The organism is Micromonospora sp. NPDC005215 (assembly GCF_040607915.1).
GTDB lineage: Bacteria > Actinomycetota > Actinomycetes > Mycobacteriales > Micromonosporaceae > Micromonospora.
The window spans coordinates 47,330-67,457 of record NZ_JBEXHQ010000035.1 but is presented as its reverse complement, the minus strand read 5'-3'; the positions used below and the strand labels follow the sequence as shown (position 1 = coordinate 67,457).

At 74.2% G+C, this 20,128-nt stretch carries 17 protein-coding genes; 8 read left to right on the top strand and 9 right to left on the bottom strand.

Going from position 1 to position 20,128, the window contains the following annotated elements; all coding sequences use genetic code 11:
• Positions 1 to 319: 319 nt before the first annotated feature.
• Genes ABZU25_RS24030 through ABZU25_RS24020 form a run of 3 tightly spaced genes read left to right on the top strand, consistent with a single transcriptional unit; the run spans position 320 to position 5,166 of the window.
• On the top strand, positions 320 to 1,372 hold the full coding sequence (locus ABZU25_RS24030) for a MoxR family ATPase (protein ID WP_355031612.1): 1,053 nt from the start codon (positions 320 to 322) through the stop codon (positions 1,370 to 1,372).
• Position 1,373: 1 nt separating this feature from the next.
• Positions 1,374 to 2,672 carry a DUF58 domain-containing protein gene (locus ABZU25_RS24025; RefSeq protein ID WP_355031611.1) on the top strand — a complete coding sequence of 433 codons (1,299 nt, stop codon included), beginning with the start codon at positions 1,374 to 1,376 and terminating at the stop codon, positions 2,670 to 2,672.
• Between the two features lie 16 nt (positions 2,673 to 2,688).
• Positions 2,689 to 5,166, top strand: coding sequence for a DUF3488 and transglutaminase-like domain-containing protein (locus ABZU25_RS24020; protein ID WP_355031610.1), 2,478 nt, complete (start codon positions 2,689 to 2,691; stop codon positions 5,164 to 5,166).
• A gap of 303 nt (positions 5,167 to 5,469) precedes the next feature.
• On the opposite strand, the gene ABZU25_RS24015 is transcribed toward ABZU25_RS24020, so the two are convergent.
• The 9 genes from ABZU25_RS24015 to ABZU25_RS23975 all read right to left on the bottom strand — a co-directional run bounded on the left by ABZU25_RS24015 (position 5,470) and on the right by ABZU25_RS23975 (position 15,841).
• The gene (locus ABZU25_RS24015) at positions 5,470 to 5,868 is read right to left on the bottom strand and encodes a DUF3040 domain-containing protein (RefSeq protein ID WP_355031609.1); all 399 of its coding nucleotides are present in this window, start codon (positions 5,866 to 5,868) and stop codon (positions 5,470 to 5,472) included.
• Between the two features lie 116 nt (positions 5,869 to 5,984).
• Positions 5,985 to 7,244 carry a DNA polymerase IV gene (locus tag ABZU25_RS24010; protein ID WP_355031608.1) on the bottom strand — a complete coding sequence of 420 codons (1,260 nt, stop codon included), beginning with the start codon at positions 7,242 to 7,244 and terminating at the stop codon, positions 5,985 to 5,987.
• 62 nt (positions 7,245 to 7,306) lie between these two features.
• Positions 7,307 to 8,479 carry a nucleotide pyrophosphatase/phosphodiesterase family protein gene (locus tag ABZU25_RS24005; protein ID WP_355031607.1) on the bottom strand — a complete coding sequence of 391 codons (1,173 nt, stop codon included), beginning with the start codon at positions 8,477 to 8,479 and terminating at the stop codon, positions 7,307 to 7,309.
• Complete coding sequence (locus ABZU25_RS24000) at positions 8,476 to 9,243, bottom strand: methyltransferase domain-containing protein (RefSeq protein WP_355031606.1); 768 nt, start codon at positions 9,241 to 9,243, stop codon at positions 8,476 to 8,478. Before ABZU25_RS24000 ends, ABZU25_RS24005 begins: the two co-directional genes overlap by 4 nt.
• A gap of 26 nt (positions 9,244 to 9,269) precedes the next feature.
• A complete protein-coding gene (locus ABZU25_RS23995; protein WP_167492956.1) occupies positions 9,270 to 9,446 on the bottom strand; it encodes a hypothetical protein in 177 nt (58 codons plus the stop codon).
• Between the two features lie 93 nt (positions 9,447 to 9,539).
• Positions 9,540 to 12,926 (bottom strand): error-prone DNA polymerase, encoded by a 3,387-nt coding sequence (locus ABZU25_RS23990; RefSeq protein ID WP_355031605.1) that lies wholly within the window; start codon positions 12,924 to 12,926, stop codon positions 9,540 to 9,542.
• 78 nt (positions 12,927 to 13,004) lie between these two features.
• On the bottom strand, positions 13,005 to 14,567 hold the full coding sequence (locus tag ABZU25_RS23985; RefSeq protein WP_355031604.1) for a DNA polymerase Y family protein: 1,563 nt from the start codon (positions 14,565 to 14,567) through the stop codon (positions 13,005 to 13,007).
• Positions 14,564 to 15,289, bottom strand: coding sequence for a hypothetical protein (locus ABZU25_RS23980; protein ID WP_355031603.1), 726 nt, complete (start codon positions 15,287 to 15,289; stop codon positions 14,564 to 14,566). The genes ABZU25_RS23985 and ABZU25_RS23980 overlap by 4 nt, the downstream gene beginning before the upstream one ends.
• Before the next feature lie 102 nt (positions 15,290 to 15,391).
• Entirely contained in the window at positions 15,392 to 15,841 is a 450-nt protein-coding gene (locus ABZU25_RS23975) for an SAV_6107 family HEPN domain-containing protein (RefSeq protein WP_007463070.1), read from the bottom strand.
• Positions 15,842 to 16,319: 478 nt separating this feature from the next.
• On the opposite strand from ABZU25_RS23975, the gene ABZU25_RS23970 reads away from it, so the two are divergent.
• From ABZU25_RS23970 to ABZU25_RS23950, 5 genes are read left to right on the top strand one after another with little or no spacing between them, the layout of a single operon-like run.
• Positions 16,320 to 16,808, top strand: a complete 489-nt coding sequence (locus ABZU25_RS23970; protein ID WP_355031602.1) for a YbaK/EbsC family protein — start codon at positions 16,320 to 16,322, stop codon at positions 16,806 to 16,808.
• Positions 16,809 to 16,861: 53 nt separating this feature from the next.
• Complete coding sequence (locus ABZU25_RS23965; protein WP_355031601.1) at positions 16,862 to 17,599, top strand: monooxygenase; 738 nt, start codon at positions 16,862 to 16,864, stop codon at positions 17,597 to 17,599.
• A complete protein-coding gene (locus ABZU25_RS23960) occupies positions 17,596 to 18,147 on the top strand; it encodes a GNAT family N-acetyltransferase (protein ID WP_355031600.1) in 552 nt (183 codons plus the stop codon). The genes ABZU25_RS23965 and ABZU25_RS23960 overlap by 4 nt, the downstream gene beginning before the upstream one ends.
• Positions 18,144 to 18,995, top strand: a complete 852-nt coding sequence (locus ABZU25_RS23955) for a carotenoid biosynthesis protein (RefSeq protein WP_355031599.1) — start codon at positions 18,144 to 18,146, stop codon at positions 18,993 to 18,995. Before ABZU25_RS23960 ends, ABZU25_RS23955 begins: the two co-directional genes overlap by 4 nt.
• Positions 18,992 to 20,119, top strand: a complete 1,128-nt coding sequence (locus ABZU25_RS23950) for a glycosyltransferase family 2 protein (protein ID WP_355031598.1) — start codon at positions 18,992 to 18,994, stop codon at positions 20,117 to 20,119. Before ABZU25_RS23955 ends, ABZU25_RS23950 begins: the two co-directional genes overlap by 4 nt.
• Positions 20,120 to 20,128 lie beyond the last annotated feature (9 nt).

The following is a 20,128-nucleotide window of genomic DNA, read 5'->3' as shown; positions in this document are numbered from 1 at the left end:
GGGGCCGCCGTGCTGTCGCGCGTTCAGCGCATCAGCACGGCCCGATAAGAAGCAGGAAGACTCCGGCCATGTCCGGCAGTGTACCTCCCCGACGGTCCGGCCTGCCGGCGGCACGGGTGCGCCGGGCCGGGTCCCCCGAGGCGGCGAATATCGGGGCGTAACCGACGGACTACCTGCGGGGGTCGGCGATAACGACAAACATGGTTAGCCTGAGAGGCTAGTGAGAATCCTGCGGCAAACGAGGCTCGACGTCGCGAACCCAACGGCGGGTCCAGGTGCTCTCTAGAGAGCTGCCGTGACGGCGACGAGGAGGAGGCCCGTGACACAACAGACCTGGGACGAGGTGGGCGGCCTACTGCCGCACGACGAGTTCCGCGCCGCCAGCGAGGCCATCGTGGCCAACATCGAGCAGGTCATCGAGGGTAAGACCGCCACCGTGCGGCTCGCCCTGGCCGTGTTGCTCGCCGAGGGTCACCTCCTGATCGAAGACGTTCCCGGTGTCGGCAAGACCAAGCTGGCCAAGGCCCTCGCGCGGTCCATCGACTGCACGGTACGACGGATCCAGTTCACCCCCGACCTGCTGCCCAGCGACGTCACCGGGGTCAGCGTCTACAACCAGGAGACCCACGACTTCGAGTTTCGCCCGGGTGCCGTCTTCGCCAACCTGGTGGTGGGCGACGAGATCAACCGAGCCTCGCCGAAGACCCAGTCGGCGCTGCTGGAGTGCATGGAGGAGCGGCAGGTCACAGTCGACGGGGTGACGTACCAGCTCCAGACCCCGTTCATGGTCATCGCCACGCAGAACCCGATCGAGATGGAGGGGACCTACCCGCTGCCCGAGGCGCAGCGCGACCGGTTCACCGCCCGCATCGCGATGGGTTACCCGGACTCCAATGCCGAGATGGCCATGCTCGACGGCCACGGTGCCACCGACCCGCTGAACGAGCTGCGCGCGGTCTCCGACGCGGCCATCGTCCGGCAGCTCATCGCCACCGTCCGGCAGGTGCACGCCGCGGACGCGGTCAAGCAGTACGCGATCGACCTGGTCACCGCCACCCGCGAGGCCCCCGATCTGCGGCTCGGCGCCTCCCCCCGAGCCACCCTGCAGCTGCTGCGCACCGCCCGGGCGGTCGCCGCCCTGGAGGGCCGCGACTACGTCCTCCCCGACGACCTGCAGGCCCTGGCGGTGCCGGTGCTCGCCCACCGGATCATCCCGACCGCCGACGCGCAGCTCGCGCGGCGCACCACCGACGCGATCGTCTCCGAACTGGTGCACCGTCTGCCGCTGCCGCACGACAGGCAGCGCAACCCGTACGACACCCGGCCCGCTTCCGGCAACGGCCGCGCGCCCTACGAGCCGCGGAGGCCATGACGTGCGTGCCGGGCTGCGCGGGCTGACCACCCGCGGGCGCTCCTTCCTCGCCGCCGCCGTCGCGGCGGCGCTCTCGTCCGGCATCCTCGGCGAGCGGGACCTGCTCCGGGTAGCTGTGCTGCTGGCCATCCTGCCGTTGCTGGCCGCGGCCTACGTCGGGCGCAGCCGTTACAAGCTGGCCTGCAACCGGTCACTGGACCCGCACCGGGTTCCGGTCGGCGCCAATTCCCGGGTGGTGCTGCGTCTGCAGAACCTCTCCCGGCTACCGACCGGCACCCTTCTGCTGGAGGACCGGTTGCCCTACGCGCTGGGCAGCCGGCCCCGGGTGGTGTTGGAGCGACTCGGCGCGCACCAGGCCAGTTCCGTGGCGTACACAGTGCGGGCCGATGTGCGGGGCCGCTACGACGTGGGCCCGCTGGTGGTCCGGATAACCGATCCGTTCGGCCTCTGCGAGCTCACCCGGTCCTTCCCCAGCACCGACCACCTGACGGTCATCCCGCAGGTCACCCCCCTGCCGTCGGTCCGGCTCCCCGGGGAGTACGCGGGCAGCGGCGACAGCCGGGCCCGGTCGGTGGCGGTGCACGGCGAGGACGACGCGGCGACCCGGGAGTACCGGCGCGGCGACGACCTGCGCCGGGTGCACTGGAAATCCACAGCGCGCACCGGCGAGCTGATGGTGCGCCGTGAGGAGCAGCCGTGGGAGAGCCGGGCCACTGTCGTTCTGGACACTCGCGCGTACGGCCACCGCGGCGAGGGGCCGACGGCCAGTTTCGAGTGGGCCGTCTCCGCCGCCGCGAGCGTCGCCGTCCACCTTCGGCAGGCCGGCTACAAGCTGCGCCTGGTCAGCGGCTCGGGCGTCGACGTGGACGCGTCGGAGGCCGGCGGTGACGGGGCGCTGCTCGACCACCTCGCGGAGGTACGCCTGGATCAGCGCGCCGAGGTGACCAGTCTCGTGCAGCGGGTCCGCCAGCGCGCCGACGGCGGTTTGATCATCGGGCTGTTCGGCACGGTGAGCGTGGCCGAGGCCGAGCTGCTGGCCGGGCTGCGGGGCAACGGCGCCACCTGCATCGGCTTCCTGCTGAACAGCTCCACCTGGCTCAGCCTGCCGGAGAAGGCGCGGGCCGAGGCGGAGCACGCGCACGGCGCCGCGGTCCTCGCCATGTTGCAGAGTGGCTGGCGCGTCGTCGGCGTCGACCACGGTGCCCGACTGCCGGCGCTGTGGCCGCAGGCCGGCCGGGGCTCTCAGGGTTTCGCCCTACGCGCCGCGCTGGCGGAGACGGTCGCCGGCGGCGTGCGATGAACGGAAGGGTCCCCTCATGATCGCCAGTCGGAACATCGGCCTGGTGGCGGCCACGGCCACACTGCTGGCCGCCGCGCCGCTGGCGGCCATCTTCCAGAGCTGGACGTGGCTTGTCGAGTCGATCATCGCGGTCGCCGTGGTGGCCGGGGCGGCCGCGCTGACCAGGCTCGTCCGGGCACCACTGTGGGGTCAGGTGCTGGGCATGCTGGCCGGTCTGGTCCTCGCCCTGACCTGGTTGTTCCCCAGCAACCAGGAACTGCTCGCCATCCTGCCCAGGCCGAGCACGTTCGCGCACTTCGCCGACCTGCTCAGCGGCTCCATGCAGGACATGCGCTCGTACGGAGTCGAGGTCCCGGACACCGACCCGCTGCTGTTCATCGCCGTACTCGGCGTCGGCTCGGTCGCCGTACTCGTGGATTTCCTGGCGGTGGGGCTGCGCCGGCCCGCGCTGGCGGGGCTGCCGATGCTCGCCATCTACTCGGTGCCGGTCGCCGTCTACGTGGACAGCGTCCCCGCGACGCCGTTCGTGGTGGGCGCCGCCGGTTACCTCTGGCTGCTGGTCACCGACAACGTCGACCGGGTACGCAGGTTCGGGCGCCGGTTCACCGGCGACGGCCGCGACGTCGACGTGTGGGAGGCCTCGCCGCTGGCGTCGGCCGGTCGTCGGCTCGCGGTGGTCGGGGTGGTGCTGGCGGTGGCGCTGCCGTTGGCGGTGCCCGGCATGAGCGGCGGGCTCCTCGACTCCCTCAGCCGAGGTCCGGGCAACGGCACCGGCAACGGGTCCGGTCCGGGCGGCACGTCGGGTCGGATCGACCTGTTCGCCTCGCTCGCCGGTCAGCTCAACCAGTCTCAGGTGGCCGACCTGGTCAAGGTCACCACATCCGAGCGCGACCCGTTCTACCTGCGCTACGCGGTCGCCGACGAGCTGCGCCCGAACGGATTCCAGGCGCGCAACCCGAGCGGCGGGCCGGCCAACCGGGACCTGCCCGACCCGGCCGAGCGGGCCCGCCCCGGCGTGCAGCAGACCACCTACCGGGCCACCGTCGAGGTCACCAAGAGCCTGAGCATGGCGCTGATGCCGGTGTACGCCGAGCCGGTGCGCACCGACGACCTCAGCAGCAACTGGCTCTACGACTCCAACCAGCAGGTCGTCTTCTCCAACCGGGAAAACTCCCGGGGCCGGAAGTACTCCTTCGACTACGTCCGCTCGACGTACACGCCGGCGACGCTGCGGGCCACCCAACCGCTGCCGGCCGAACACCCCGTACAACGACAGTCGACCGCCACCCCTGGGCTGGTGCCCGAGGTGGAGGAGCTGGTCAAGGGACTGGTCCAGAACAAGCGCACCGACTATGACCGGGTGTTGGCGATCTACCAGCACTTCTCGGCGGACAACGGGTTCCGCTACCGGCTGAGCACCGAGAGCGGCAGCAGCGGGCAGGACATCGTCAACTTCCTGACCAACAAGGTCGGCTACTGCCAGCAGTACGCCGCCGCGATGGCCTGGCTGGTCCGCTCGGCGGGCATCCCGGCCCGGGTGGCGTTCGGGTTCACCAACGGCAGCAAGCGCGACGGTGACACCTTCACCCTGACCAACCTCAACCTGCACGCCTGGACCGAGGTCTTCTTCAACGGGGTCGGCTGGGTGCCGTTCGACGCCACCCCGACGTACGGGGTGCCGGGGTCCACCCGATCGGCCTGGGCACCGGACACTGACGCGCCGGAACCGACCACCCCGGGCTCCGGCGTCACGGACACCCCGACGGGCCCCGACGCGTCGGCCGGGCCGGCCGGGCCGGACAACGCCGACCGGGACATCGACGACGGGTTGTCCCTGGGCGGCACCACCCCGGCCGAGCAGCCACCGGTCTGGCCGTGGTGGACGGCGGGCCTGCTGGCCCTGCTGGCACTGCTCGCCATCCCCGCGCTGCGCCGGCTGGCGCTGCGCCGCCGCCGGGGTGGTCGGCCGGCGAGCGCCACGGCGACCGTCCCAACGGCCGTCGGCGTCGGTGTCGAGCCGGGAGCGCCGGTGGTGGTGGTCAGCGTGGACGCCGACCGGGCCCGCGCGGACGCACACGCCGCCTGGGCGGAGCTGCTCGACACGATGGTGGACTTCCGGGTTCCGGTCGACCTGACCGAGACGCCCCGGGCGACCGCGGACCGGCTGGTCCGCGACACCCTCGGCGACGACACCGCCGTGACCGGGTCGGCGCGGCTGCTCGGCCAGGCGGAGGAGCGAGCCCGTTACGCACGGGACCCGCTGACCGGTGAGCGGTTGCTGCCGGCGCTACGCGCGGTCCGTGGGGCGCTCGTGGCGCGGGCCGACCGACGCACCCGCCTGGTCGCCGCCGTGTTGCCGCCGTCGGTGCTGCTGCGCTGGCGGACCACCATGGCGGACACGTCCGGCCGGATGGTGGCGCTGACCGGGCGAGCCCGGTATCGGCTGCTGCGCTGGAACCCTCGACGGCTGTTGGCGGACCGAGCGGCCCGCTGACCTGTTCAGCTGACCGAAGCCCGGTTCCAGGGCCGGGGTGGCGGTCCACCAACCGCCGCCCCGCCCGCCGCCCCGGCACATCCCTTGATCAGGTGATGAGAAGTAGGTCCGGGAGGCTCGCACGCCCTACTTCTCATCACTTGATCAAAGTTCTGCGGGTTCGACGCTTGATCAAGTCCTGCGGGCAGCGGTGCGAGGTTACGCAGTGGGAAAAGGGCGCGCGGATACGACGGAGGTCGCCGGGGCCGGTGCCCGGCGACCCGCTCGTCGCGGCGTTCGGCCCGCCTCAGCGGCGGGACCGACTCAGCGGTGCCCCTCCGGGCGCTGCCGCCACCTGTCCTCCATGCGGTCCAGGAGTGACGACTTGCGGCCGGACCGGCCACCGCGGGGACGGCGACGACTTGTCGTGCCGCCCACCACGTGCAGGTCGGGTGACTGCGCTCGCCGGTGCGACTGCACCGCGTACGCGGCCGAGGCCAGCATGACGACAAATCCCGCCACCGCCAGCGGTGGAGTCTTGATCACCGCCCCGTAGACCAGTAGAGCCAAGCCAGCGATGATGACGCCGGCGGCGACGAGCAGGCGACGCCGCGCATGGAAGCGCGGATCGCTGGCGCGCACGGCCGAGGCGAATTTGGGGTCCTCGGCAAGCGACCGCTCGATCTGCTCGAACAGCCGCTGCTCGTGCTCCGAGAGCGGCACGGCACTCCTCCCCGGTCACGTTGGTCGGGCCCACTCGGGCCGACAGACCGTGGCAGCCAACCGGCTGCTTACCCGCAAGTCTACGAGGGGGGTCGCGCGTCGGAAAGCGGGACGACCTACGGGTGGGGTGGATTTTCCTTTCGGTGAGCGTCACGGTCGCCCATCAGACTGGCCGGACCTATGACGGACCGCCCGAATCGGGCAGCGGCGGCGTCGGCGACAGCTTCCGCCTCCCGCCAACCGCGCTCGGGCGCGCCGAGGGTGAGCTGCCGCGGCGCGCCCCGCGCCGGGGCGAGCCCCTCCACCCGGACACCGACGAGCCGGATCCGCTCGCCCGGGTCCAGTGCGGTGTAGAGCGCCCAGACCGTGTCGAACATCTCGCGGGCGGTGTCGGTGGGCACGTCGAGGGTGCGGGAACGGCTGACGGTCCGGAAGTCGGCCATCCGCACCTTGAGTGCGACGGTGCGCCCGACCTGCCCGGAGCCGCGCAACCGGACGCCGACCTTGGCGCTGAGCGCGAGCAACGCGCGGCGGATCTCCAGCGGGTCGGCCACGTCGACGTCGAAGGTCACCTCGGCGCCGATCGACTTGTCGACGTGCTCGGGGCTGACCCGGCGCGGGTCCCGTCCCCAGGCCAGCTCATGCAGGTGGGCCGCCGACGCCGCGCCGACCGCCTTGCGGAGCATGCCCAGCGGGGCCTCGGCGAGGTCGCCGACGGTGGCCAGGCCGAGCCTGCGCAGCGACTCGGCGGCCCGCTCCCCCACCCCCCAGAGCGCGTCCACCGGCAGCGGGTGCAGGAAGTCGAGCACCTGCCCCGAGGGCACCACCAGCAGGCCGTCCGGCTTGGCCCGGGTGGAACCGAGCTTGGCCACGAACTTGCTCGGCGCCACCCCGACCGAACAGGTCAGCGCCTGCTCCTCGGCGACCCGTCGGCGGATCAGCCGGGCGATGGTGGCCGGGGAGCCGAAGAGTCGGCGGGCACCGCTCACGTCGAGGAACGCCTCGTCGAGGGAGAGCGGCTCGACCAGCGGGGTGACGTCCCGGAAGATCTGCATCACCGCCCGGGAGGCAGCCGTGTAGGCGGTGAATTCCGGTGGCAGGTAGACCGCGTGCGGGCAGCGCGCCCGAGCCTGACTGGTCGGCATCGCGCTGCGTACGCCGTAACGGCGGGCCTCGTAGCTGGCCGAGCTGACCACCCCGCGCGGCCCCACCCCGCCGACGATGACCGGCCGGCCGCGCAGCTCCGGCCGGCGGCGCACCTCGACGGCGGCGAAGAAGGCGTCCATGTCGACGTGCAGGATCGGGCTGCCCGAGTCGTCGGCATCCGGCCCGAAGCGCGGATCCCTGCCCCGGGGCAACGACTGACTGCGGCCCATCCTGGCAGGTTAACCCGGAGGTACGACACCACCAGCCGGCGGCGGGCCGGACCGTGCCCCGGTCAGCCGCGCACGACAAGCAGCGGCACGGTCAGCTCGGCGGCGGTGTCCGACCCGTGGTACGCCACCAGCTTCGACGCCATCGGCCGCTCGGTGCGGCTGGCCATTACCGCGTAGGTGTCGTTGCAGGTCACCACCACGTCGCCGATCCGAGCCAGGTGTTGCTCGGACACCGGCCCGAACCAGCCGGTGGCCACCACCTCGTCGCGGGTGCGTACCCGCGCGGCGTCGCCGAGCACTGTCGACCAGGCGGCCACCACGTCGTCGAGCGCGCCCGGCGCGACGTGCAGGTACCGCACCCGGGCCTCACCGGCGACCACCCGGATCCCGTCGCGCAGACGGGGGTCGGTGTCCAGGTCGAAGCGGTGCGCGGCGGGAATGTCGAGCTGGCCGTGGTCGGCGGTCACCAGCAGCGCCGCGTCCGGCGGGAGCCCGTCGACCAGCCGGGCGACCAGCGCGTCCACCTCGGCGGCGGCGACCCGCCAGGGCGCCGAGTCGAGGCCGCTGACATGGCCGTGCCGGTCCAGGTCGGCGTGGTAGCCGGAGACCAGCGTCGGCCCGGGGCCGGCGGCCAGCGCGGCCAGCATGGCGGCGGCCACCGCCTCCCCGCCAGCGGCGCCCCGGAAGTCGCCACCCCGGTTGGCGGCCACTGTCAACCCGCTGCCACCGAACTCCGGCCGACTCACCACTGTCGTCGTCACACCGGCGGCACGGGCGCGCTCCAACTGGGTGGTCACCGGCTGCCAGCTCAGCGGCGACGGATCTCCGGCCCAGTCGGTGTGGGTGAGCACCCGGTCCGTTCCGGGCACCCGCACGGTGAAGCCGAGCACCCCGTGCGCGCCGGGCGGCACGCCGGTGCCCAGCGACACCAGGCTGGTCGGGGTGGTGGACGGGAAACCGGCGATGAGCGGACGGCCCACCGTCGCGGCGAGCCCGGCGAGCGTCGGCGCGTACGGGGCGGCGGTCGGCACCTGGTACCAGCCGAGCCCGTCGACAAGCAGCACGGCGATCCGGCGCACCCCGGCCAGCATGGGGGCCAGCCCGAGCGGGTCGGCCGAGCCGGGTACGCCCAGCACGGCGAGCGCGCTGGGCAGCACCTCGGCGAGACGGCCGCCGCCGTGGTCCGGCCCGAGGACCGCCAGCGGCGTCGGCGGGCCGTCCGGAGCGGGGATCATGCCGGTCGGCGGGCGAACAGGTGCAGCTGGGCGGCCAGGTCCCGATACGGCGGTTGGGCGGCCAACGCGCGTTCCAGCTCGACCACCGCGGCGGACTGCCCGTCGGCGACCACGGCCGGCAGCAGGTCGGCCAGCACACGTACCCCGTGGATCTCCTCGACCACCAGCCCGGCGGCGGCGAGCAGCGCGGCGGCGCCGGGGGCGTCGTAGCGCCGGCGCAGCGTGTCGCGCGGCCCGGCGGCGCCGGTCGGATCGGCGGCCAGGGCGGTCGCCACGTCCAGGTGCCCGTTCATCGCCCGGCCCAGCACGGCGGCGGCCCGGCCGGCCACCAGGACACTGGCCGCGCCGCCGGGACGCAGCGCGGTGGCCAGCGCGGACACCACCGGCGTCGGGTCGTCGACCACCTCCAGCACGGCGTGGCAGAGCACCAGGTCGACGCCGGCCGGCTCGACCAGCCCGGCGAGGGCGTCGCCGTCGCCCTGCACGGCGGCGATCCGGTCGGCCACCCCGGCCTCGGCGGCCCGACGGGTGAGCGCCGCCAGCGCGTCGGGGCTGGCGTCGACAACTGTGACGCGGTGCCCGGCGCGGGCCAGCGGGACGGCGAAACCGCCAGTGCCGCCGCCCACGTCGAGCACTGTCAGCTCGGCGTCGCCGCGCCGGTCCAGCTCGGCGCGGAGCACCGACCAGATCACGGCGGTACGGGGTGTCAGCGGCGGCCCGGCGAACCGGCCTCGGGTCTGCTCCACCCGGACGAGCCTAGTCACCCGGTCCAGTCAGCCCTTACGGCCGGTCAGGCCTCGGTGCCCTCGGCCTCGTCCTCCGCCCGGGACCGGCGCTCGTTGGCCACCGGACCGTTTGTCACCTCGTACTCGCGGGGGTCGGCGAGGTGCGACGGCACCCAGCCGGTGCCCAGTCGGGTCCGCCGGGCGTTGGCGATCCCACCGGTGTACGCGTGATTACCCGTCACTGTCGTTCCCCCTTACGGATCGCGGGCCACTCTGCCCGCTCGGGACGAGTCTCCCGCTCGACGGCTCAGGAAACCGTAATGTGGATCACTGAATCAACGGAAGTCGCGGGAGGCGGGGCTGACCGGTGGCTCGATGGCGTCCAGTCGGTCGGCGACCAGGTTGGTCACCCCCTCGTGCCGCTGCAACCGCCCCCGCACCACCAGCGCGGCGCTGGTCCGGGCCACCCGCCGGTAGCGCTGCCACAGCCCCGGCGAGCAGGTGACGTTGAGCATTCCCGTCTCGTCCTCCAGGTTGAGGAAGGTGACCCCGCCCGCGGTCGCCGGACGTTGCCGGTGGGTGACGATGCCGCCGACCCGGATCCGTTGCCCCGGCTCCACCCGGCCCAGCCGGGCGATCGGCACCGCGCCGAGCACGTCGAGCTGACCCCGGATGAACCGGGCCGGATGGCTCTCCGGGGACAGCCCGGTGGCCCACACGTCGGCGACCAGCCGGTCCACCGCCTCCATCCCGGGCAACGTGGGCGCCGCCGCGCCGGTCACCGTGCCGGGCAGCCGGCCCGGCCGGTCCTGGGCCGCCGCGCCGGCAGCCCAGAGCGCCTCGCGCCGGGTCAGCCCGAAACAGGCGAAGGCGTCCGCGGTGGCCAGCGCCTCCAGCTGTGCGGCGGTGGGACCGACCCGCCGGGCCAGATCCGGCATGTCCCGGTACGGCCCACCGGCGTCCCGGTCGGCCGCGATCCGCTCCGCCACGTCGGCGCCGAGGGTCCGTACGCTGGACAGGCCGAGCCGGACGGCCGGGCCGCCCAGCCCCCAGGCGTGCGGCGGCTCCCCCGGCCCGCTGCCCCACCGGGTGTCCGCTGTGGACTCCAGCACCGCCAGAGCCCCGCTGGCGTTGATGTCCGGGCGGCGGACCTCCACCCCGTGCCGGCGGGCGTCGTCGACAAGGGTCTGCGGGGAGTAGAAGCCCATCGGCTGGGCGTTGAGCAGCGCCGCCAGGAACGGCGCCGGGTGGTAGCGCTTGAGCCAGGAGCTGGCGTAGACCAGGTAGGCGAAGCTCATCGCGTGGCTCTCCGGGAAGCCGTAGCTGGCGAACGCGGTGAGCTTGCGGTAGACGTCGTCGGCCAGCTCGCCGGTGATGCCCCGCTCGGCCATCCCGGCGTAGAGCCGGTCGGCTATGCGGGTCATCCGCTCGACCGAGCGTTTCGCGCCCATCGCCCGGCGCAGCTGGTCGGCCTCGGCCGCGTCGAAGCCGGCCAGGTCGATGGCGAGCTGCATCAACTGCTCCTGGAACAGCGGCACACCCAGGGTCTTCTCCAGCGCGTTGCGCATCAACGGGTGGGCGAAGGTCACCGGCTCCTGGCCGTTCTTGCGCCGGATGAACGGGTGCACCGAGCCGCCCTGGATCGGGCCGGGTCGGATCAGCGCCACCTCGACCACCAGGTCGTAGAACTCGCGGGGCTTGAGTCGGGGCAGGGTGGCCATCTGGGCGCGACTCTCCACCTGGAACACCCCGACCGAGTCGGCCCGGCAGAGCATGTCGTAGACCTCCGGGTCGTCCAGGGTCATGTCACCCAGGTCGAGGCTCTCGCCGATCATGTCGTAGCCGTAGTGCAGGGCGGAGAGCATGCCGAGGCCGAGCAGGTCGAACTTGACCAGGCCGACCGCGGCGCAGTCGTCCTTGTCCCACTGGAGCACGCTGCGCCCGGGCATCCGCCCCCACTCCACCGGGCAGACCTCGATCACCGGCCGGTCGCAGATCACCATGCCGCCGGAGTGGATGCCCAGGTGCCGGGGGAACGTCTGCAACTCGTTGGCGTACTCCACCACCTGCTCGGGGATGTTCTCGACGTCGACAGTGGCGACCGAGCCCCACCTGTCGATCTGCTTGCTCCAGGCGTCCTGCTGCCCGGGTGAGAAGCCGAACGCCTTGGCCACGTCCCGCACCGCCGATCGGGGCCGGTAGGAGATGACGTTGGCGACCTGGGCGGCGTGTTCCCGGCCGTAACGGGTGTAGACGTGCTGGATCACCTCCTCCCGGCGGTCGGACTCGATGTCCACGTCGATGTCCGGTGGGCCGTCCCGCTCCGGGGCGAGGAACCGCTCGAAGAGCAGCCGGTGCCGGACGGCGTCCACGTTGGTGATGCGCAGCGCGTAGCAGACCGCCGAATTGGCCGCCGACCCCCGACCCTGGCAGTAGATGTCCTTGTCACGGCAGAACGTGACGATGTCGTAGACCACCAGGAAGTAGCCGGGGAAGCCCAGCTCCTCGATCATGTTGAGCTCGTGGTCGAGCTGCGCGTACGCCGCCGGGTGCGCCTGCGGCGGCCCGTAGCGCTCGTGCGCACCGTCGGCGGTCAGCTTGCGCAGCCAGCTCATCTCGGTGTGCCCCGGCGGCACCGGGTACGCCGGCAGCTGCGGCGCGACGAGCTGGAGGTCGAAGGCCAACTCGGCGCCGAACTCGGCAGCCCGAGCCACCGCACCCGGGTACGCGGCGAACCGGGCCGCCATCTCCGCGCCGCTGCGCAGGTGGGCGGTGGCCGCGGCGGGCAGCCAGCCGTCGATCTCGTCCAGGCTGCGGCGGGCCCGGACGGCGGCGACGGTGGTGGCCAGCCGACGCCGGCCGGGGCTGGCGTAGTGCACGTTGTTGCTGGCCACCGTCGGCAGCCCGGCCGTGGCGGCCAGCTCGGCGAGCGCGTCGTTGCGGTCGGCGTCGACGGGATGACCGTGGTCGGTCAGCTCCACCGCGACCGTCTCCGCACCGAAGAGCGCGGTCAGCCGGTCCAACTCGCGGGCCGCCGCGTCCACCCCCTCGGTGAGCAGCGCCCCCGGCACGTGCCCCTTGCGGCAGCCGGTCAACACCAGCACGTGGTCGCGCAGCTCGGCGGCGACCTCCTCCAGGTCCCCGTAGACCGGGCGGCCCTTCTCCCCGCCGCGTAGCTGGGCGCGGGCGATGGTGGTGGCCAGCCGGGCGTACCCCTCGTGGCCGTGCGCGAGGACCAGCAGGTGCGCGCCGTGCGGGTCGGGTTCACCGTTCTGCGGGCCGGGCAGTCCGAGGGACAGCTCCGCGCCGAAGATGGTCGGCAGGCCCAGCGTGCGAGCCGCCTCGGCGAACCGGACCACCCCGTAGAAGCCGTCGTGGTCGGTGACGGCGAGCGCGGTGAGCCCCAGCCGGGCCGCCTCCTCGGCCAACTCCTCCGGGTGACTGGCACCGTCGAGGAAGCTGAAGTTGGTGTGCGCGTGCAGCTCCGCGTAGGGCACCACCCCGTCCGGGCGGGTCAGCTCCGGTGGCTGGTACTGCTCGCGCCGACGGCTCCAGGCCGGGGAGTCGCCCCCGTCGGCGTCCACGGCGAGCGGGTCCACCACGTGCAGGTGCCGCTCCTCGCGCGACCGCCCGCCGCCCGACCGGCCGGAGCCGCCACTGGCCCGACCGGAGAGCACCCGCTCCAGTTCCGACCAGGGCATCTTCGGGTTGTGAAAGCTCATCGGGCCGCCCGCACGGGTGGCCGGATCCCGACGGCCGGATGCGCCGGCGAGAGGACCTCCGGCCTGGGGAGCACCGGCTCAGTCATAGATCGCCTCCACCAACCACTGCCCGGCCTCCACGGCGAGCAGCAGGGCGGTGCCATCGGCCAGGCAGACCTGGAACCGTGCCCGCCGCCGAGCCTCCGCCGGGGACCACCACCGCTCGTCCACCGGCCACGGGCCGGCCCAGCCGACGATCTCCGCCGGCTGGCCGGTGCCGACCACCAGCCGGGTGGGCGGAGCGCTCACCGCCAGCCGCGCGCTGATCGCCACCGCCTCGCCGACGGCGTCGTGCACTGTCGCGGCGAGCGGGCTGGGCAGCACCACCGCCGGCGCGGGCGCCGGCAGCCGACCTGGCCACGGCGGAACTCCGGGGCGGGCGGGGAGGCGTTCGTCGCCCCACGGCACCAGTCGCACCTGGTCGGCCGGGGAACGACCACCGCCGAGCACCGCGGTGACCACCGCCTCCGGGCCGAGGATGCCCTGCACGCGGCTCAACGCCCGGTGTGCCCGTTCCCGCTCCTCGCCGGCCTCCCCCCACAGGCCGGCCTGTAGACCGGCCTGGGCGATCACCCCGTCCGGGACCAGCCGCAACCGGATGATGCCGGCCGTCGGCCGGGCCGGTCGGGCGCCGGTACGGCCGTTGCTGCCGGAGAGCCAGCCGTCGAGCTGCCAACGCACCCGGTCGGCGATGGCCGCGGCGGTGAGCAGGCCGTCGTGCCGCCACACCCGGTGCAGCTCCTGACCGTGCTCGGTGACCGCCTCGATGCCGAGCCGGGTGCAGGCCAACCCGTGCCCGGCCAGCCCCTCGTGCAACTGCTCGGCCAGCGCGCGGGCCGCGAACGCCGCCGCGTCGACCCGGTCGATCGGTTCGTCGTACCCCGCTGTCACCGTCAGGTCGGCCGGTGGCTGCCGGACCGCGAGCGGGCGGTGGTCGCGCCCGGCCGCGAGCCGGTGGGCCAACGCTCCGTCGAACCCGAACCGGGCCAACACGTCGCCGGCCGGCAACGCGGCGAAGTCGCCGAGGGTCCGCACCCCCAGCCGGCGCAGCAGGTCGGCCAGCGCCGACCGGCCGAGCGCCTCGACCGGCAACCCGGCCAGGAACTCCGGTGTCCCGCCCGGTGCCACCACCCGGCCGGCGCGGGCGGCCAACCCGGCCGCGAACACCCCGTCGGCGATGCCGACCTGACTCTCCACCAGGCACGACTGGGCGACATGCTCGATGATCCGCTCGGCGGCCGTCTCCTCGCCGCCGAGGTAACGGCCCGGTCCCCGGGCGGCCACCGCGCAGGCGCCCGGACGGACCACCTCCACGCCGGCGACCAACTCCTCCACCGCGGCGACCACCGGCTCGAACGCCCGGGCGTCCCGGCCTGGGTCGTACTCCACGACGGTGAGTTGCGGGCAACGACCCTGCGCCTCCCGCTTACGCAGACCTCGGCGTACCCCCTCGGCGCGGGCCCGCTCGGAGCAGGCGACCACGCGGTTGGCGTGCAGCACGGCAACCGGGCCGGTCGCCGGCACCCCGTCGACGATCTCGGCGGCGAGCACCGGCCAGTCTGGGCACCACAACAACAGAGTGCGTGCCGGAGAACCGGTCACCCCCGGCCGACCAGGGCAAGCGGCGCGGCCGGTCGACCCACGATCGACGGCACCGTGCGAGGAATGACCCGGGTCAGCTCGTCACCCGGGAGCCAGACCTTGATCTCCTTGGGTCGGGCGGCCGCCCCGCGCCCGCGCGCCGAGACGGTGACCTCCCGGCGGCGCAGCCGCCCCCGGCCCTGCCCGAGCCCTTCCCACACTCCACGGACCACCCGCAGTGTCACGTCCGCGCCGTCCCACCGGCCATACGGGACGAGCACGCTGCCGCGCTGTCGGGCCCGGGCGGCCAACCGGGTGGCGACCGAGGCGGAGACCGTGGCCGGCACTGTGGTGACCACGACGTCCACCCCGTCGATCAGCGCGGCGACCACGGTGGCCCACTCGGGGCCGGGATTCGGCACCAGGGCCAACCGGTCCAGGGCGATGCCCAGCTCAGCCGCCGCACCCGCGCCGAACGTCGGCACACCGACCACGGCGCACCACGAGCCGGCCCGGGACGCCTCAGCGAGCAGGGCCAGCATCAGCGAGGTGCCGCCGCTGCGCTGGGGCTGGCCGGCGGCAACCGCGATGGTGCTCCCCCGGCGCAGGCCTCGGTTGGGCAGCAGACCGGTCAGCTCGGGTGCCACCGGCAGCACCCGATGGCCACCGACCGGGTCGGGTGCGCTCGCCGGGCGCACCAGATCGGCCAGTGCGGCGGAACCGACCACCATGCGGCCCGCCATTGGACCAACCCCCCGTCATTGCTGTGGATCACATTCAGGACCGGCACGCCGTGCCACCGGCCGCCCGGCTCCCCCCGCGGGGCGGTCGGTGGCACGGCGGGATCATGCGGCGAGGCCGTCCAGGGCCGGTTGGTGGGCCACGCCCAGCGCGGTCTCCACCACCGTGACGAACTGTTCGGCGGCGCGGAGCAGGTCGTCGGCCTCCCGGGCGCTGACCACCCGGGGGATGCCGGCCTCGGCGGCAGCGCGCTTGCTGGCTCCGGCGGCGAAGAATCGGGACCACTCGTCGAGCTCCGGAGCGACGGCGCAGAGGAGGACCCAGACGCTGGTGATCCGGTTGCGCCGACTCGGCGCGGGCCGGGCCCGGGCGGCGAGCAGGGCAGCCGCCGCCCGCAGCGCCGCCAGGTGGGCAGCCGCGTAGCGCAGGCCGTCAGGTCGGGTCTGGCCGGCCTCGACCAGCCCGCGCCGAGCCAACGTGAGGAGTTGGGCGGGGGTGCGGTGCGGCAGCACGTGCGCCGGCACCGTCGGTGCCTGAGCCGGGTTGGTCGGCATGGGTGTGTCTCCTCCACGTGGCCGGGCGTCGCCTCGGCGCGTTGGTGCCGCCGGCGAGACGCCGAGGTCGGGTGGTGCGGAGGAAGACGCACCGGGTGTGGCCGGCCGGGTGTGGACGCTTCCCCACACCACACCCGGCCGGCGTACCGGCGGGTGCGTCGCCCGCTGCCCGGGGGTCGTGGGCGGCGGGCGACGCTCCTGCCTGTCGGGACCAGGCTCGCGACTGCCCGGAAACCCAGGTGCGGCCCGCGGAGCCGCACCGCCCGGAGTTGGCGCCGCGAAACGCCGCACTCCGGCTGGTTGGAACGGGCGTTCGAGACAATCGAACACTCGTTCTAACTGCTGCTGACAGTACACCTCCCCCCCGACGAAAATGCAACGTGTGACGCGCCGGCCGCGCACCGGAGGATGCGCTCCACGCGGCGGAAACCGCGTGGCCGGCTGAACCGAGCGCCAGCGGGCCGGGAAGAATGGCAGGATGCAGCCACACCCGAACGTACGGGCGGTGCAGGACGCGCTCACCGCCGCCGGCGCGCTCGACGGCGCCGGTGAGCCCAGCACGATCCGCCTGCTGCCCGACGCGGTGCCCACCGCGGCAGCCGCCGCCGAGGCGCTCGGCGTCGAGGTCGGCCAGATCGCCAACTCGTTGATCTTCGACGCGGACGACGCGCCGCTACTCGTGCTCACCTCCGGCGCGCACCGGGTGGACACCGCCGGCCTGGCCGCGTCGATCGGGGTCACCCGACTGCGCCGGGCCACCCCGAAGTTCGTCCAGGCGCACACCGGGCAGCCGATCGGCGGGGTCGCCCCGCTCGGGCACCCGCACCCGCTGCGCACCCTGGTGGACACGGCGCTCGCGACGTACCCCGAGATCTGGGCCGCGGGCGGCGTACCGCAGGCGGTCTTCCCGACCACCTACGCCGAACTGCTGCGGGTCACCGCCGGCACCCCGGCCGAGGTGGCGTGAGCGAGCCGACCAGCAGGGACAGCAGCGCGGCGCCCGCGCCGCGAAGCGGTGGCGTGAGCACGGCGCCGGAGCTGGTCACCCTGCACGTCTGGCGGACCTCCCCCGGCGCGCTGCCCCGGGCGCTGACCCGGATGGCGGTGGACCCGCGCCGGCTGCGGACCCTCCCGGGCGTCCGGTTCGGCAAGCTGCTGGGCACCGGGACCGGCACCGGCTTCGGGCCCGGCGACGCCGACCTGACCCGGTGGGCGGCGCTGACCGTCTGGGACTCTCCCGCCGCGGCGGCCGGCTTCGACGACTCGCCGGTCGGCCGCGCCTGGGCCCGCATCGCCCGCGCCCAGGCCCGGGTCGACCTGCGTCCGCTGACCAGCCGGGGCGAGTGGTCCGGCCAACGACCGTTCGGCGAGCCCGCAGGCGGCCGGGTCACCGGCCCGGTGCTGGCGCTGACCCGGGCCCGGTTGCGGGTCCGCCGGGCGGCCACCTTCTGGCGGGCGATCCCGCCGGTGGCCGCCGCCCTGCGCGACGCGCCCGGGTTGCTGGCCCGGTTCGGGGTCGGGGAGGCACCGCTGGGTTGGCAGGGCACGGTGAGCGTGTGGCGCGACCCGACAGACCTGGTGGCGTTCGCGTACCGTCACCCGGAGCACCGGGCGGCGATCATGCGAACCCCCACCGCGGGCTGGTACGCCGAGGAGCTGTTCGCCCGGTTCGAGGTGCGCGACGTGGTCGGCGACCGGACGGTGCTCGGGTGGGTCGCCGACGGTGGCCCCGAAACGGTGAAGGGTGGACGGGCATGAGGTTGGTGCGCTGGACGCCGGACGATCTCGTCCGGCGGCTGGACGACGTGGTGGCCGTCTACGGCGAGGCGATGGGATACCGCACCGACCTGCTGGAGGCCCGACGCGGCTACATCGCCACCCACGTCCGCCGGCCGGGTTTCCGGGCGGTCGCCAGCCTGACCAGCGAGGGGCACCTCGCCGGCTTCGGCTACGGCTACCTGGGCGCCTCCGGTCAGTGGTGGCACGACCAGGTGCACCGGGCACTGGACGCCCCGACCCGCCAGCGCTGGCTCACCCACTGCTTCGAGGTGGTCGAGCTGCACGTCCGGCCACCGGCCCAGGGACACGGCCTGGGCACCGGCCAACTGCGCGCGCTGCTCGGCATGGCCGAGGGCGACACCACGCTGTTGTCCACCCCGGAGGCCGACGAGCAGACCTCGCGGGCCTGGCGGTTGTACCGGCGCTTCGGCTTCGTCGACGTGCTGCGCGACTTCCACTTCCCCGGCGACGAGCGACCGTTCGGCGTACTCGGTCGGGATCTGCCGCTCGAGCCACCGGCGTCATGACCCGGCGGATCTCCTGGACACTGCTCGCCGTCCTGGTGCTCGCCCAGATCTGCTACCCGCTCACCACCGGCGCCACCAGGGCCGGGCTCACCGTGGCCACCGTCGTGCTCGGGTGGCTGCTCTCGGTGGGCCACGCGCTGCTCAGCCGGGGTCCACGGGTCGCGACGGCGCTGGTAGCGGTGGCCACCGGCGGTGGGTTCGCGATCGAGGCGATCGGGGTGGCCACCGGTGTGCCGTTCGGCAGCTACGACTACTCCGGCGAGCTGGGTCCCAAGCTGGCCGGAGTGCCGCTGATCATTCCGCTGGCCTGGACCTGGATGGCCTGGCCGGCCTGGCTGGCGGCGGTCCGGCTGACCGGCGGCGGCACACCGGCCGGCGGTGGGGCGAGCGCCGGCCGCTGGGTGGGGAGGATCGCGCTGGCCACGGTGGGGCTGGCCGCCTGGGACCTCTTCCTCGACCCGCAGATGGTGGCCGAGGGGTACTGGCTGTGGCGGGACGCCACCCCGGCGTTGCCCGGCCTGGCCGGCGTTCCGGTCAGCAACTACCTGGGCTGGCTGCTCTTCGCGGTGCTGATGATGAGCGCCCTGCGTCCGCTGGCCGGGCCGGCCGCCGAGCACACCGACCGGCGGGACGACCCGATGGTCGGGCTCTACCTGTGGACGTACTTCTCCAGCATCCTGGCCCACGCGGTCTTCCTCGACCTGCCCGCGTCGGCGCTCTGGGGGGCCGCCGGCATGTCGGTGACCGCCGTCCCGCTGGCGGTGACCCTGCTGCGTGCCCGCCGGGGCCGTGACACCCGCCGGGAGGACCACCAGCCGCACCGCCCCGGCGTCGACGCGACCCGATGACCGTCCTGCTCGCCCTGCTGATCGCCGTCGCCGCGCTGACCGGGCACACCTGGCTCAACGCCGCCGGATGGCTGCGCCGGCCCACGGACCGACCCGACGAGGTCGACGAGCCGGTCGCCGTGCTGCTGCCGCTGCGCGACGAGGCCACCCGGGTCACGCCCTGCCTGCGCGCCCTGCTCGCCCAACGCGGTGTGCCGGGGCTGCGCGTCGTGGTTCTCGACGACGGGTCCACCGACGGCACCGCCGACGTGGTCCGCGCGGTGGCCGGCGACGACCCCCGGGTCACGCTGCTCACCGGGGTCGCCCCGCCGCCGGGCTGGCTGGGCAAGCCGCACGCCTGTTGGCAGTTGGCCACCCGGGCCGACTCGGACGCCACCGCGCTGGTCTTCGTCGACGCCGACGTGGTGCTCGCCCCGCACGCGGTCGCGGCGGCCGTCACCGAGTTGCGCGCCGCCCGCGTGACGCTGCTGTCGCCGTACCCCCGGATCGTGGTGGCGACGGCGGCCGACCGGCTGGTGCAGCCGCTGCTGCAGTGGCTCTGGTTGACGTTCCTGCCGCTGCGTGCGATGGAACGCTCGCCGCGGCCGTCGCTGGCCGCGGCGGGCGGCCAGTTCCTGGTGCTGGACCGGGCCGGCTACACCGCCGCCGGCGGGCACGCCGCGGTCGCCGACAAGATCCTGGAGGACGTCGAGTTGGCCCGGGCGGTCAAGCGGGCCGGTGGGCGGATCGCCCTGGCCGACGGCTCCCGGCTGGCCACCTGCCGGATGTACGACGACTGGCCGCAGCTGCGCGACGGGTACTCGAAGTCACTCTGGGCGTCGTTCGGGCACCCGGGCGCGGCGGCGGTCGTGGTGGCGGCGCTGCTGCTGCTGTACACCGCCCCGCCGCTGGTCGCGCTGGCGGGTGTGGCGGCCGGCGCGCCGGGGGTGGCCGCCGTGGGCCTGGCCGGCTACCTGCTCGGGGTGGCCGGACGGGCGCTCACCGCCCGCGCGACCGGAGGCCGGTGGTGGCCCGACGCGCTCGCACACCCCGTGTCGGTCGTGGTCCTCGGTTGGTTGACTCTGCGGTCGTACCATCTGCGAAAGCGACGCCGCCTGACCTGGCGGGGCCGCCCGGTCAGCTAGGAGGGCGCG